At 72.9% G+C, this 14,051-nt stretch carries 13 protein-coding genes; 5 read left to right on the top strand and 8 right to left on the bottom strand.

Annotation, left to right across the window (positions count from 1 at the left end; translation table 11 throughout):
- Positions 1-7: 7 nt before the first annotated feature.
- Complete coding sequence (locus NQU55_RS01680; protein WP_168091838.1) at positions 8-1,696, top strand: FAD-binding oxidoreductase; 1,689 nt, start codon at positions 8-10, stop codon at positions 1,694-1,696.
- 73 nt (positions 1,697-1,769) lie between these two features.
- Positions 1,770-2,531: an SDR family NAD(P)-dependent oxidoreductase gene (locus NQU55_RS01685; protein ID WP_168091839.1), complete on the top strand. Its 762-nt coding sequence runs from the start codon at positions 1,770-1,772 to the stop codon at positions 2,529-2,531.
- Positions 2,532-2,585: 54 nt separating this feature from the next.
- Here NQU55_RS01685 and NQU55_RS01690 read toward each other — a convergent pair whose 3' ends face one another.
- The 5 genes from NQU55_RS01690 to NQU55_RS01715 form a co-directional block, all read right to left on the bottom strand.
- The gene (locus tag NQU55_RS01690; RefSeq protein WP_168091840.1) at positions 2,586-3,779 is read right to left on the bottom strand and encodes a ferritin-like domain-containing protein; all 1,194 of its coding nucleotides are present in this window, start codon (positions 3,777-3,779) and stop codon (positions 2,586-2,588) included.
- The gene (locus NQU55_RS01695) at positions 3,776-5,701 is read right to left on the bottom strand and encodes a GMC family oxidoreductase (RefSeq protein ID WP_168091841.1); all 1,926 of its coding nucleotides are present in this window, start codon (positions 5,699-5,701) and stop codon (positions 3,776-3,778) included. The genes NQU55_RS01690 and NQU55_RS01695 overlap by 4 nt, the downstream gene beginning before the upstream one ends.
- The gene (locus tag NQU55_RS01705; protein ID WP_168091842.1) at positions 5,698-6,207 is read right to left on the bottom strand and encodes a hypothetical protein; all 510 of its coding nucleotides are present in this window, start codon (positions 6,205-6,207) and stop codon (positions 5,698-5,700) included. The genes NQU55_RS01695 and NQU55_RS01705 overlap by 4 nt, the downstream gene beginning before the upstream one ends.
- Positions 6,208-6,436: 229 nt before the next feature.
- Positions 6,437-7,150, bottom strand: coding sequence for a L,D-transpeptidase (locus NQU55_RS01710; protein WP_168091843.1), 714 nt, complete (start codon positions 7,148-7,150; stop codon positions 6,437-6,439).
- A 116-nt stretch (positions 7,151-7,266) separates the two neighbouring features.
- Positions 7,267-7,785, bottom strand: coding sequence for a hypothetical protein (locus NQU55_RS01715; RefSeq protein ID WP_256789479.1), 519 nt, complete (start codon positions 7,783-7,785; stop codon positions 7,267-7,269).
- A 261-nt stretch (positions 7,786-8,046) separates the two neighbouring features.
- On the opposite strand from NQU55_RS01715, the gene NQU55_RS01720 reads away from it, so the two are divergent.
- Positions 8,047-8,940 carry a DMT family transporter gene (locus tag NQU55_RS01720; protein ID WP_168091845.1) on the top strand — a complete coding sequence of 298 codons (894 nt, stop codon included), beginning with the start codon at positions 8,047-8,049 and terminating at the stop codon, positions 8,938-8,940.
- Positions 8,941-8,967: 27 nt separating this feature from the next.
- On the opposite strand, the gene NQU55_RS01725 is transcribed toward NQU55_RS01720, so the two are convergent.
- From NQU55_RS01725 to NQU55_RS01735, 3 genes are all read right to left on the bottom strand, one after another.
- Positions 8,968-9,537 carry a sugar O-acetyltransferase gene (locus tag NQU55_RS01725; RefSeq protein ID WP_168091846.1) on the bottom strand — a complete coding sequence of 190 codons (570 nt, stop codon included), beginning with the start codon at positions 9,535-9,537 and terminating at the stop codon, positions 8,968-8,970.
- A 120-nt stretch (positions 9,538-9,657) separates the two neighbouring features.
- Positions 9,658-9,987, bottom strand: coding sequence for a putative quinol monooxygenase (locus NQU55_RS01730; protein ID WP_058041714.1), 330 nt, complete (start codon positions 9,985-9,987; stop codon positions 9,658-9,660).
- A 263-nt stretch (positions 9,988-10,250) separates the two neighbouring features.
- The gene (locus NQU55_RS01735; protein WP_168091847.1) at positions 10,251-11,105 is read right to left on the bottom strand and encodes an ATP nucleotide 3'-pyrophosphokinase; all 855 of its coding nucleotides are present in this window, start codon (positions 11,103-11,105) and stop codon (positions 10,251-10,253) included.
- A gap of 438 nt (positions 11,106-11,543) precedes the next feature.
- Between NQU55_RS01735 and NQU55_RS01740 the strand changes: the two genes are divergently transcribed.
- The gene (locus tag NQU55_RS01740) at positions 11,544-13,307 is read left to right on the top strand and encodes a glycosyltransferase family 2 protein (RefSeq protein ID WP_372504601.1); all 1,764 of its coding nucleotides are present in this window, start codon (positions 11,544-11,546) and stop codon (positions 13,305-13,307) included.
- Between the two features lie 63 nt (positions 13,308-13,370).
- Positions 13,371-14,033, top strand: a complete 663-nt coding sequence (locus NQU55_RS01745; protein ID WP_240976206.1) for an NADPH-dependent FMN reductase — start codon at positions 13,371-13,373, stop codon at positions 14,031-14,033.
- The last annotated feature ends 18 nt before the right edge of the window (positions 14,034-14,051 follow it).

Genomic DNA, 14,051 nt, shown 5'->3' on the forward strand with positions numbered 1-14,051 from the left:
GAGAACCATGGGCATGCTGAACAGACGAACCATGCTGACCGGCACCGCCGCCGCCGTGGCCGGTGCCGCCGTGACACAGACGGGCCTCGCGCCCACCCGGGCCGCCGCGGCGGGCACCGGCGCCGGGGCGGAGGCCGGCGCGGGTGCACCTGCGGCGGTCACCGTCCTGCCGGACGACCCGCGCTACGCGGACCTGGTCGTCGGCAACAACACCCGCTGGGTGGGCCGCCCCGATTCCGTGCGCATCGTCCACACCACCGAACAGGTCGTCCAGACCGTCCAGGAGGCGGTCAAGGCCGGCAAACGGCTGTCCATACGCGGCGGCGGCCACTGCTACGCGGACTTCGTCTACCACCCCGACGTGCGCATCGTCATCGACATGACCACGATGGACCAGGTCACCTATGACGAGCAGCGCAAGGCCTTCTGCGTCGAGGCCGGGGCCACGCTGCTGCACGTCTACGAAGCGCTCTACAAGGGCTGGGGGGTGGCCCTCCCCGGCGGCATGTGCTATTCCGTGGGCGTCGGGGGTCACATCAGCGGCGGTGGCTACGGAATGCTCTCGCGCAAGCAGGGCCTCACCATCGATCACCTCTACGCCGTCGAGGTCGTCGTCGTGAACGCCGACGGCACCGCGCGGGCCGTGGTCGCGACCCGCGAGGCCGACGACCCCCACCGCGACCTGTGGTGGGCGCACACCGGCGGGGGCGGCGGCAACTTCGGCGTGATCACCCGCTACTGGTTCCGCTCCCCGGGCGCGACCGGCAGCGCCCCCGCCAAGCAGCTGATGCACCCGCCGAAGGACGTCTTCGTCAGCGCCATCTCGCTGCCGTGGAGCAAGCTCGACAAGGCGCGCTTCACCACGCTGGTGAAGAACTTCGGGACCTGGCACGAGAAGAACGCCGGCCCCGACTCGCCCTACGCGTCGCTGTGCAGCTTCCTGATGATCAATCACAAGGCGAACAACAGCATCGGGCTGCTCACCCAGATGGACGCCGGCGTCCCCGACGCCGAGAAGCTCATCACCGCCTACGTCGCCTCCATCACGTCCGCGCTCGGCATCAAGCCCGAGCCGCTGACCTCCGCCGTCGGCGAGCAGGGCCCCATGCCCGACTTCTTCACCCCCCAGCGGGTGCCCTGGCTGGCCTCCGTCCGCTTCCTGGGCACCAACAACCCCACGCTCACCAACCCCACCCTGCGCGGCATCCACAAGTCCGCGTACCTGCGCAAGGGCTTCAACGACGCCCAGATCGCGTCGATGTACAAGCACCTGACCCGGACCGATCTGCAGAACCCCAACTCCATGGTGGTCCTGCTGTCCTACGGCGGGAAGATCAACACCGTGCGCTCCGGCGACACGGCCTCCGCCCAGCGCGACTCCCTCTTCAAGGGCCTCTTCCAGAGCTTCTGGCCCGACAAGAAGCAGGACCCCCAGAACCTGGCCTGGACCCGGGAGATCTACACCGAGGTCTTCGCCTCCACCGGCGGCTACCCGGTCCCCGGGCCGGCCACCGACGGCTGCTACATCAACTACCCCGACAGCGACATCGCCGACCCGCAGCAGAACAAGTCGGGCGTGCCCTGGTACACGCTCTACTACAAGGACAACTACCCGCGCCTGCAGCGGGTGAAGGCCGCCTACGACCCGCGGAACGTCTTCCGGCACTCGCAGTCGATCGCCCTGCCCACGTCCTGACCCCGTCCGAGCCCCGGCCCGGCCGGCGGAACACCCGGCCGGCCGGGGAGAACCCCAGTTGGAGGAGAACCAGATGACCGCACAGTTCGAAGGCAAGGTCGCCCTCGTCACCGGGGCGGGCTCCGGCATAGGCCGGGCCAGTGCCCTGGCCTTCGCACGCCGGGGAGCCACCGTCGTCGCCGTCGACGTCGCGCTGGAGCCCGCCGCGGAGACCGTACGGCTCATCGAGGAGGAGGGCGGCAAGGCCAGCGCCGTCGCCGCGGACGTCACCAGCGCCCAGGACGTCGAGGCGATGGTCGCCACGGCGGTGTCCCGCCACGGCGGCCTGCACATCGCGCACAACAACGCCGGGCTCTTCGCCCGGCCGACGCCCCTGGCCGACACCGACCTCGCCTCCTGGCACCGGCTGCTGGGCGTCAACCTCACCGGCGTGATGCTGTCGATGAAGTACGAGATCGCCCACATGCGCGAGCACGGCGGCGGTGTGATCGTCAACGCCTCGTCCAACATCGGCTTCCACGGCCGCCGCCCCGGCATGGCCGCCTACGTCGCCTCCAAGGCGGGCGTCAGCGCGCTGACGCGCGTGGCCGCGCTGGACCACATCAAGGACGGCATCCGCATCAACGCCGTCAGCCCCGGCGCCTCCAACACCTCCATGTCCTTCCGCCCCGGCGAGACCGAGGCCGACCGCGACGCGCGGGTGGCCGGAACGGTGCCGATCGGGCGCGTGGCGGAGACGGAGGAGATCGTCGCCGCGGTGCAGTGGCTCGCCTCGGACGCGGCGAGCTTCGTGGTCGGCCACGACCTGGTGGCCGACGGCGGCATGACCGCCTGACCCTCCCTGCCCGGGGCGCGGGGTGCCGGCCCCGCGCCCCGGGCAGCACCCGTCTCACCACTTCGGACCGCCCGGCAGCGCGGTGCTGCCGGGAACGTTGCCGGGCAGGCTGCGGCGGGCCTCGCCGAGGAGCTCCGCGGTGATCTCGTACGTCGCGGAGGCGTACAGCCCGCGGGCGCGCCGGGCCGGGTCGGGGTGCGGATTGCGGGACAGCTGCACCGACAGGTCGCGCAGCCGCAGCATGGTCGGGACGGCCGCCTGCATCACCGCCGGATCCCGGGTGAACGCCTCTTCCAGCACCCACAGCAGCCGTGCGTAGGTCGCGTTGAAGCGCTCGGCGGCGCGGCGTACCGCGCTGCTCGGCGGGTAGTGGGCGACCTTGGCCTCGGGGTCGATGGGGTAGGCGTCCTCCCAGCTGACGTCGAGGGCCGGGCCGGTGGGCCCGGAGGCCGGGGTGTCGTGCGGGCCGTAGCGGCGCCGCCGGCGGATCTCGTCGAACCGGAAGTAGTGCGCGGGCTCGCGGGCCTCGCCGAAGAGCTGGTCGTCGGTGTTGTAGATGGTGCGGCTCACGCCCTCGCCCTGCTCGGTGATCACGCGCAGGGCCGTGAGGGCGGAGGCCAGCCCGGTCACGGGGAAGACCTCGCCGCCGGAGTTGTAGAAGTCCTCCGGGCCCACCTGGCGCCGGGGGTCGCCCCGGAACAGCTCGGCCTCGCCCAGCTCCTCCGCCAGCCGGACCAGCCCCGTGCGGATGGTGTTGTAGAACTGCCCGATCGACGTCCAGCCGGTGTCGCCGGCCACGGAGGGGTGGCCGGGCGGCTCCGCCACGTACTCCGGGCGCTCGATGTACAGGAAGGTGTCCAGCGCCGCCGTCCCGAAGTGGCGCAGGGCGACGGGGACCTTGTCGCGGCTGTAGGGGAGCAGGGCCGGATAACCGGTGACGAACCGGGAGTGGGCGACCAGGGGCGTGCCGCCGACGGCGTTGAGGAGGTTGGCCACCAGCGTCATGTGCAGCATCTCTTCGAGCACGACGGCCCGGATCGCGTAGAAGGCGGTCCGGTTGGTGCCGGGCCGCAGGGTGTACATCGCCGTCAGGTAGGGCGGGATGGTGAGGTGTTCCAGCGTCAGCGCGGCCTGCAGGAAGACGTGCAGGTCGGCGCGGTCGCGCGGGACCCGGAACGGCGGCTCCTCGACCCGGGACGGCTCGGCCGAGAGGCCGGCGAGGGCCGCGGGCGGGGGAAGGGCGCTCATGCCCGGCCCTCCTTCCGGCCGTGCGGAGCGGCGGCGGCGGGCGGTCCCACGGCGGCGGGCCGGTGAGATTCCGTCAGGTCGCGGTGGATGCGCTCGCTGCTGCGCAGGGCGAGGGCGGCCATGGTCAGCGAGGGGTTGGACGTGCCCATCGAGGGCATGCTGCCGCACCCCACGGCGTAGAGGTTGGGGTGGTCCCAGCAGCGCTGCCACGCATCGACGACGGAGGTGCCGCGGGAGGCGCCCATGATGTGCGTCCCGCCGCCGTGCCCGGCGCCGTTGAAGGTGAAGCCGCGGCCCTCGAAGCGGAAGTGGCCGGGGGAGAGGGGGCCGGGCGCGTAGGCGGTGCGGTCCTCGGCTCCCAGCAGGCGGAAGATCTCGCCGGAGACGGTCCTCGCCGCGGCCATCCCGCGCTTGACCCGGTCGGAGAGGTCGTAGGTGATGACCGGGCGCGGATTGCCGAGCCGGTCGCGGTGGCGCGGGTCGACGGTGACCCTGTTGCGCTCCTCGGCCTCCTGCTCCATGAGGAACTGCACGGAGACCTGGCGGCCGATCTGCTCGCCCAGCGCGGCGCGCAGCCGGGCGCCGAAGACGCCCTTGCCGCGCGGCTGCGCGGAGTCGGCCCCGATGCCCAGCAGCCGGGCCACGTCGCTGCCCGGGGAGCCCGTGGGCCAGCCCCATCCCCAGTTGCTGATCTCGATGCGGAAGGGGGCCCGCTCGCGCCGGGCGGGGCCGGTGCGGAAGCTCTCCAGACCCGAGGTGGACGCGGGTCCGCGGAATGGTCCGACCGGGTGGCCCGCCAGGCCCCAGCCGAGCAGGACCGGGTGGTCCATCAGGTTCCGCCCGACCTGGTCGCTGTGGCCGGCGAGCCGGGAGACGAGGAGCAGCCGGGCGTTCTCGACGGCGTGGGCGGCCAGGACGACGACGTCCGCCTCGGCCGTACGGGTGGTGGCGACGGGGGCCGCCGGGTCCTCGTACTCCTGGTACTCGACGCCGAGGGCGCGGCCGTTGCCGTCGGCCAGGACGCGGCTGACGACGGCGTGGGTGAGCAGCCGGACCCGCCGGCGGTCCCACGCGGCCTGGGTCTTGAGCGGGGTGTACTTGGCCTGCACCGGGCAGATCGGCACGCAGGAGGCGTTGCCCACGCAGCGCTCCCCGTAGTTGGGCAGGCCGGCCGCGCCGACCGGGCGGTAGCCCCGTCCCGCGTCGTAGCGCCGGTCGGGGGTGCTGTTGCGGGCGTGGGGGGTGCCGACGACGCGCAGGGTGGTGGCCGGGGCGCCGGGGGCCTCCCGGACCGCGGCCCCGTCGAGGCGGGCGGCGAAGACGTCGTCGACGTAGCTCCGGGGGATCTCGTGCATCGGGTAGACGTAGCCGTCGGGGAAGGGGAGGCCGATCGCGGCGGCCTGCTCGGCGGCGTTGCCCGCGACGCCGAGGGCCCGTTCGGCCGCGCGGTAGTGGGGCTCCAGGTCGTCGTAGCCGAGGGGCCAGTCGCGGCCGTAGCCGTAGGTCCGGCGGGTCCGGAAGTCCTCGGGGTGCATGCGCGGCGTCAGCCCGAGCCAGTGCAGGACGGTGCCGCCGCGGGCGCGCAGGTAGTCGGTGGCGTAGGGGAGGGGGCCCTGCTGGACGAAGTAGCCGTGGGCCCGGTAGCCGCCGGAGGGGAGGCCGGTGAGGTCGAGGACGTCGGGGGAGGGGGCCGCGGCGTTGGGCCGGTAGGGGGAGTTGGGCACCTTGGCCAGGGCGCCGTAGAAGGTGTCGAGGGCGTCGAGGTGGCCGGGCCAGGAGTCCAGGGTGCCGGTGCCCGCCTCCAGGACGAGGACGCGCCAGCCCTTGTCCCCCAGCTCCTTGGCGACGAGCGAGCCGGACAGGCCGGCGCCGACCACGATGACGTCGTACCGCCCGCGGCCGTGGCGGGGTGCCGGGCTCATGCGCCGTCTCCGTGCGGGCCGGGCGCACCGGGCAGGCCCTCGCCCGCCCGGGCGACGGCCGGGGCGCCGGGCGGCGGATCGGCCCAGGTGCCGAAGCCGGGCGGCTTGGCCCCGGCGGGGTGCCCGTGGAAGGTGCGCCACACCAGGCCCTCCGTGTGGGCCTCGGGGGAGACGGTGAAGGCGGTGTTGGCCCGCTCCCGGCCGAGGGCGGTGTGGACGGACCCGGCGAGCTGCGGCCACACGCCCAGGTACCAGGTGTGGGCGAGGGCGCGGGCGATGTCGCGCGAGGTCTCGTCGGTGATGCCGTCGGGGTCGCCGCCGGCGGCGGCGAGGGCGTCGAGGAAGCGGCCGAGGGCCGGCTCCCCGACCTGCTCGCGTGCGGTCGCGTGGTAGAGCTCGGCCATGCCGGTGCCGTGGAGCTCGAAGGCGTCGAAGCCGGTCACGGCGGCCGAGGCGGTGAGGAAGTCGTCGAGGGAACGTGCGGACGTGCTCGTCTTCGGTGTCATCCGTGACCACCCATCCGTGGGACCTGACGCATGTCTATCGGAGACTCCACGGTGAGTGAAGAGGAAACAAACCCCCTTTACTCGTATGAGTGTTCGGCGAGGCGGGGCGAGGGCCGGGCGGCTGCCGGACGGGCGCCCGGCGGGAGGCCGCGGGCGGCGGCGGGACGGCCCCCGCGCTCGGGGTGCGGGGGCCGTGGGACCGCGGAGCGGAGGGGTTCTCCGGGTCCGCTCAGGTGCCGGGCTTGCGGCCGTAGACGAAGACGTCGTCCCCGTTGCCCAGCATGGACCAGTACGTCCTGGCGTCGGCGATGCGCATGTTCACGCAGCCGTGCGAGCCGGGCGGCGACCAGACGCTGCCGTCGATGGCGTGGAAGGCCTGCCCGCCGTCGAAGAACTGCGCGTAGGGCATCCGCACCTTGTAGATCGTCGACCAGTGGTCGGCCGAGCGCCAGTAGATCTTCTTGGCGCCGGTCCGCGTCTCGTAGCCGTCACGCCCGGTGCGCACCGGCACCGGGCCGAACTTGAGGGCCTTGCCGTCCTGTATCCAGCTGATCTGGCGGCCGAGGTCGACGCAGGCTATCCGGCCCTTGTCCACCGGGCACTTCCCCGCGGCGTTGGGGTCCCGGCGGGTGATCTCCTCCTGCATCACCCCCCAGGTGATCGGCCCCGCGAAGCCGATGTTCGGAGTGATGCGGCGACTGGTCTGGAAGTCCTGGATGGCCTTGCAGTCGGCGGGCGACTGCTGCCCGTCGACCGGTCTGCCCAGGAACTTCTCGGCCTCCTTCTGATAGGGCCCGGTCCTCGTCGTGCAGGAGGGGGCCGCCTCGGCGGACCCGCCCATCGCCAGCGTCAGCGGCGCCGCCAGCCCGAGGGCGCCCAGCAGCACCCCGAGCCGGCGTGCCGCTGCCGGCCGCGCCGTGTTCCTTCTGCTAAGTGTTCCCATATGACGTAAGACTGATAGCACCGGCCGGTGGTTGCAGCCGGGACCGAGGGGGCCCGGGGGTCGAAGAGGGCCCGCCGCCGTCCCGGACGGCGGTCCCTCGAACGGAGCAGCGGGCGCTAGGAGATGGCGGCGCCCGTGGGGATCGCGTTCAGGGCCACGGGGGAGATATTGACGATCTTGTTCCAGTCGAAGTAGTACTTGTCCATCGCGGCCGGGCTGGTGATCCAGCGCTTGATGCCGTTGCTCACCAGATACACCGCGGGACCGTCGGGCGATTTCGCGAGAATGGCGCCGTCGGACAGCTGGCCGCCGTCGTCGATGCTCGCGATGTCGACGACGGTCTGAATTCCGTTCCAGTTCCGGAACAGGTTGTTGTACGTGGCCGGGTTGGGGATCCAGCGCCGTTTGCCGTCCAGGACCAGATAGACGGCGGGGCTGTTCACCCCTTTCAGCCTGGCGCCGTTGAGTTCGGGGTGCCGGCCGCGGAGCTGCGCGCCGGAATCGCGCGCGACGGCGGTGCCGGTCGCTGTTTCTGACGCGGTGTCGGCGGCCGCCTGGGCCGCGGGCGCCGCGGCGAGGCCGGAAACGGAGGCGGCCACGAGGGCCAGGGCAGCGAACCACGAGCGTCTGGACATATTTCCTCCGACCGTGAACGGAAGTGGGGGAAGAGCTCAACTCGCCGGGAATGCCGTGCCTTTTGCCTGCCGGCCAACCCTTACGGCGCCGTGCGCGCTTGTCAATGTCCGCCCGGATTTCGGTGCGGACGGCCAGCGATTCTCCGCCACCGGTGCGCCTGTGCCCCGTCCGCCCGCGACCGGCAGAAGATAGAAAGGGCATTCCGGATCCGCTCCCCAGGAATACCCGATTCCGCAGTGCGGCACGAAAGGAGTGACGGCGTGCGGAGTTTTCCCGCCCTCCTCTTCGCCCTGCTCGCCGCGGCCGCCAACGCCCTGGCGATCGTCCTGCAGCGCCGGGCCGCGCGGACCGTTCCCCTCGCCCCGGGACTGCGCCTCTCCCTCTTCGCCCAACTGCTGCGGCGCAAGGCCTGGCTCGGCGGAATGGCCGCCGTCATGGCCGCGGCCTGCCTCCAGGCCCTCGCGCTCTCCCAGGGCGCCATGGCCGTCGTCCAGCCCGTCTTCGTCCTCGAACTGCCGTTCGCCCTTCTCCTGGGCGGTCTCCTGCTGGGCCGCAAGGTCACCCGCCCGGCGTGGCGCGGAGCCGTCTGCATCGCCGCCGGGCTGGGGCTGGCCCTGGCCGCCGCGGCACCCTCGCCCGGCACCGGGCGGCCGCCGGCGGACCGCTGGACGATCGCCCTCGTCTGCTGCCTCGCCGTCATCGCGGCGCTGGCCGCGACGGCGCTGCGCCACCCCGAAGGGGGCCTGCGGGCCCTGTGCTTCGGCACCACGGCCGCCGTCGGCTACGCCCTCACCGCCGCCCTGATGAAGGACGCCACGCACGCCTGGCAGGACGGCGGCATCACCGCCTTCTTCCTCTCCTGGCAGACGTACGGATTCGCCCTCGTGGGCGTGCTGGCCCTGTTCCTGCTGGAGAACGCCATGCAATCCGGCCCCCTGACGGCCTCTCAGCCGGCCCTCACCCTCGGCGACGCCCTGGTGAGCCTCGCGCTGGGCATCACCCTGTACGAGGAGCGCGTCCGCAGCGGCTGGTGGATCCTGCCCGAAGCGCTCGGCGCGGCCCTGGTGCTGTACGGGGCCGTCACGCTCTCCCGCGTCGCCCTCGCGCGGGACCTGGTGGTGCCGGACCGCCCGGGGGAGCCCGCACGGTCCTGAACCGCCGGGGGCGCCGGGAGCAGGCCGTCAGCCGGCGGAGGGCTCCAGCACCCGGACGACCCGCGCCGGATTGCCGACCGCCAGCACACCGGCAGGCAGGTCCGCGACGACCACGGAACCGGCGCCCACGACCGTGTTCTCCCCGATGGTCACCCCGGGGCACACGATCACGCCGCCGCCCAGCCAGACGTTGTCGCCGATCATCACCGGCATCGCCTTCTCCCAGCCGGCCCGGCGCCGCTCCGCGTCCAGGGCGTGGTGCGGGGTGAGCAGCTGGACGTTGGGCCCGATCTGGACGTCCGCCCCGATCGTGATCGGCGCGGCGTCGAGGAGGACCGCGCCGAAGTTGACGAAGGTCCGCGCGCCGATGCCGATGTGACGGCCGAAGTCGCAGCGGAACGGCGCCCGGATCCGTACGCCCTCGCCCACCGAACCCAGGAGCCGTTCCAGGAGGGCGAACCGCTCCGCGTAGGGGAGCCGCTCGGCGGCGTTGAAGTCGGCGCAGAGCCCGACGCAGCGCCGGTGGTCGTCCGCGAGCTCCGGATCGTCCGGCAGGTACCAGTCACCGGCCAGCAGACGCTGCTTGTTCTCCCCCACGGAAGGCCCCCTCCTCGGTCCGGCCCGGCGAGCGCGTGCGCCTCACCGGTCACCCGGACAGCGTAGGCCCCGCCGTTTGCGCCGTCCGGGTGATCCGGCCGGCGCCGGCCGGGCCGCCGCTCAGCGGTTGCGCGGAGTGAGCTCCGCCATCGCGGACCAGCCGTTGCCGGGGGCCTCGGTGCTGATGATCTGCGGCGTGGTGGCGATGGCCTCCGCCATGGTGTCCATGGCGGTCTTGAAGTGCACGGAGTTCACGTGCGCGTCCCCGGCCTCGCGGGAGGCGAAGCCCTCCACCAGGACGAACTGGCTCGGGTTGTCGACGCTCCTGGACCACTCGAAGAAGAGGTTGCCCGGCTCGTCACGGGTGGCCCGGGTGAAGTCGCCGACGAGCTCCAGCCACTTGTCGGTGTACTCGGGGCGGACGGTCATCTTGACGACGATGAAGATCATGGAGGCTCCTGCTCGTATCGCGGGCGTCGTGCCGGAGGCACCGGCGACGGGCCGGTCGTACCGACGGCGGCGGGCCGGAGCGCCCGCGCCGGTGCCCACCGTGGCGGAGGCGGGGGCACCCGGCGAAACGGGGACGACGGTGATTCCGGCCCTCCCGGAAAATTGCACCCCGGCGACGACGGAACGGCCAGTCGGGCGGGGGCGGGCCCCTGCCCGGCCGGCCGCTCCGCCGTGCGGATCACGGGCCCGTACGGCAGGGTGTGCTACGCGGCGGCGGGACGGTCCACGGGTGCCGGAAGGGTCTGCGCGTCCGTCGGCCGGGTCTGCGCGGGAGCGCCGAGCTGCTCCGCGCCTTCCGGAACGGGCACCGAGGCGAAGATCGCGTCCTGCTGCTCCTGGAGCTCGCGGGCCCGCTCGGGGGAGGTGCTGGGCAGCCGCTGCTCCTCGTACAGCTTGTGCGTCGCCTCCTGGGCCCACTTGCTCGACGGGGTGTGGAACTGCACCTCGAAGACGTGCCCGGAGCCCGGGTCGCGCCAGGCCGAGTTGATGCCCTTGTAGCCGTGCTTCCGGCCCCAGGTGTTGGACCACTTGACGCTGTCGTTGCCCCACAGGGCCAGGGCGGAGGAGGCGATGGCCACGCCCCGGCTGTAGCTGCCGTCCGTCCACTGGAAGGTGTAGCGGACGGAGTCGCTGATCCTGGACAGGGCGGTGTCCACGCTCTGCCCGGGCGCCTCCTTCAGGGCGGTGGCGACCTTGCGCTTGAGCGAGTCCGGCGACTTCAGCCGGTGGTCGAAGCCGATCAGGTTCGCGTGGCTGATGCGGGCCACCGCCTGCATCTCGGGGCTGACCGTCCGCTCCGCGGACCGCGCACGGGCGAGGAACCGGTCGACCTTCTTGTTGTCCGCGGCGTTGAGGGAGAGGCCGTCACCGTGCCACCCGCCCTCGTCGCCGGGCGGCAGGTCCGCCTTGACCGCCTTGTCGGCGTGGGCGTGGTGCGACAGCGCCCCGGGCCGGGCCGTCCTGCCGTCGGCCAGGGCGGTGGGCACGGCCCCGACGCTCAGTGCGGCGGCCAGCGCCGCTGCGGCCGCGAGGCGGTGGGCGATGCGGTTGTTGGTCATCCGTGTGATTCGTCCTTCGGCACGTGAGGTGTCATCCGGCGACTCATACAACCGGCGCGGCGCCGCCCCGGTCACTGGACCCGCCGCGGCGCCGCCGCTTTTGGCCGGATGGTGCGGTTGCGGGGCGGAAACGGGCCCGGGCGCCGGTGACCAGGGGTGATCGCCGACCGTGAGCCATCGGTTCATATGCCTGTCGTACGGCCGTATGGGCTGTGTGGGTGATCGGGGGGTGTGTTGGGCCCAATCGTCGGATGATCGCTCCGGTGCGTTGTTACGTTTTGCTGACTAATAACCCCTTTGGTGGCGGTTTCGGCGGCGGGGGAGCGGGTGGTGGTTGTGGTGGTGGGTGGAGTGCGGGTGTCGGGGCGCGGTGTGGTCGCCGACGAGGGTGCCGGGGGCGCGAGCGCCGTGCCGGGGCCCGCGGGGGAGCGGGGCGTCGTGTCCCCTCTCACGGACCCGGGGACGAGCGGCACCTACGACTACGACGGGTTCAGCCGGCTGGCGGGAGCGATGGAGGAGCCGCCGCCGCTGGGGACGTACCGGGTGGGGTTCCGGCGGATGCCGGGCCGGGAGGGGGTGGTGAGCGTATGGGTGGGGCTGCTGGTGGCGCTGGCTCCCCTGATGGCGGCAGGGGTGTTGGTGTGGCTGATGTGGCCGGGGCACTGGGTGGTGCGCGGCGGTTGGCCGGCGGTGGGGGACGTGGCGATGCTGGCGTCGATGGGACTGGTCGAGGTGTTCCGCGTGGTGAACGTGGTCTCGGTGGCCCACGCCTCCTGCGCGGCCCGCGATCCGGTGCCGGTGCGGGCGCAGCCGGGCGCCCGCGTGGCCTTCTGCACGTCGTTCGTGCCGGGCAAGGAACCCCTCGCCATGGTGTCGGCGACGCTGGAGGGGGCGGTGCGGGTCTGCTACGACGGCCTGGTCGACGTGTGGCTGCTGGACGAGGGCGACGACCCGGGCGCACGGGCGCTGTGCGCACGACTGGGGGTGCGTCACTTCTCCCGCAAGGGCGTGGCGCGGTACAACCGGCCGTCGGGGAAGTTCCGGGCCCGCACGAAGCACGGCAACTACAACGCCTGGCTCGACGCGCACGGCGACGGCTACGACTTCGTGGCGTGCGTGGACACGGACCACGTGCCGCTGCCGAACTTCCTGGAGCGGATGCTCGGGTACTTCCGCGACCCGGACGTGGCGTTCGTGGTGGGGCCGCAGGTGTACGGGAACTATTCGGCCCGGGTGACCAAGGCGGCGGAGAGCCAGCAGTTCCTGTTCCACGCGCTGGTGCAGCGGGCGGGGAACCGGTACGGATCGCCGATGTTCGTGGGGACGTCCAACTGCCTGCGGGTGAGCGTGCTGCAGCAGATCGGCGGCTTCTACGACTCGATCACGGAGGACATGGCCACGGGCCTGGAGATCCACCGGCGCAAGAACCCGGCGACGGGGCGCCGCTGGCGCTCGGTCTACACCCCCGACGTCCTGGCGGTGGGGGAGGGCCCGTCGTCGTGGACGGACTTCTTCTCGCAGCAGCTGCGCTGGTCGCGGGGGACCTTCGAGACCCTCCTGCGGCAGTTCGGGCGGGCCATGTGGTCGCTGTCCCCGGGCAGCCTGTGGAACTACTGCATGCTGGTCGCCTACTACCCGATGGCCGCCATGACCTGGGTCCTCGGCGGGGTCTCCTGCGTCCTCTTCCTCGGCCTCGGGGCCTCGGGGATCAACGTGCCCTCGCAGGTGTGGCTGATGCTCTACGGCGACGCGGCCGTGCTGCAGATCTGCCTGTACGTCATCAACCGCCGCCACAACGTCAGCCCGCACGAGCCCGAGGGCTCCTCGGGCGTGGCGGGGATGGTGATGTCGGCGGTGTCGGCGCCGCTGTACGCGCGGGCGTTGACGCAGGCGCTGCTGCGGCGCCGGTCGGGGTTCGTGGTGACGCCGAAGGGCGCGTCGGCGTCCGGGGACTGCGCGGCGACGTTCCGCACGCACCTGTGGTGGGCGGGAGTGTTCGGGGCGTGCCTGATGGCGTCGGTCGTGCTGGGGCACACGTCGGCGGCCATGCGGGTGTGGGCCTGCCTGGCGATGCTGACGGCGCTGGGCCCGGTGGCGATGTGGCTGGCGGGCCGTGCCCGCGGGCGCTGGCCGAACGGGCGCGGCACCGGCGGCGGGGGCCCGACCATCTCCCGGCCCCGCGCCCAGCACAGCACCGTCTGACCCGGGCCCGCCGGGCGCCTCCCCGGGAGGCACCCGGCGGGCAGGACCGAAGGAGGCAGGACCATGGCCACCGGAACCGCACCCGGACCCATGCGCGTGCTCGTGCTCGGCGCGTCGCTGCGCGGCGACTCCCTCAACGCCCGGCTGGCCGCACTCGTGGCCCGGCTGGTCCGTGACGAGACCGGGGCGGAGGTCGACCACGCCCACATGGACGAGTTCTCGATGCCGCTCTACAACGGCGACGCCGAGATCGCCGAGGGCCTGCCGCCCGGAGCGCTCGCGCTGCGCGACCGCCTGGCCTCGTGCGACGCCCTGGTGATCTCCTCGCCGGAGTACAACGCCTCGCTGCCCGGCGGGCTGAAGAACGCCATCGACTGGGTCTCCCGCGTCCGCCCCCAGCCGTTCAAGGACAAGCAGGCCCTGCTGGTCTCGGCGTCACCGTCCATGGTCGGCGGGAACCGCGGGCTGTGGGCGCTGCGGATTCCGCTCGAACACCTGGGGGCGCGCGTCTACCCCGACATGTTCAGCCTCGCCAAGGCGCACGAGGGCTTCACCGCCGACGGCGACCTCGCCGAGAGCGGGCTCCACGAGCGGCTGGTGGAATCGGTGACGTCGTTCCTGCGGCTGGTCGAGGCGGACACCCGCTACGTCTGCCTGCAGCGGCGCTGGTACGAGTTCCTCGGCGACTGCACGGACGCCCCGGTCACCCAGCGCGCCCAGGACTGACGGGCCGGCCGGGCCGGG

The sequence above is a fragment of the Streptomyces telluris genome, from assembly GCF_024519335.1.
Taxonomy (GTDB): domain Bacteria; phylum Actinomycetota; class Actinomycetes; order Streptomycetales; family Streptomycetaceae; genus Streptomyces; species Streptomyces telluris.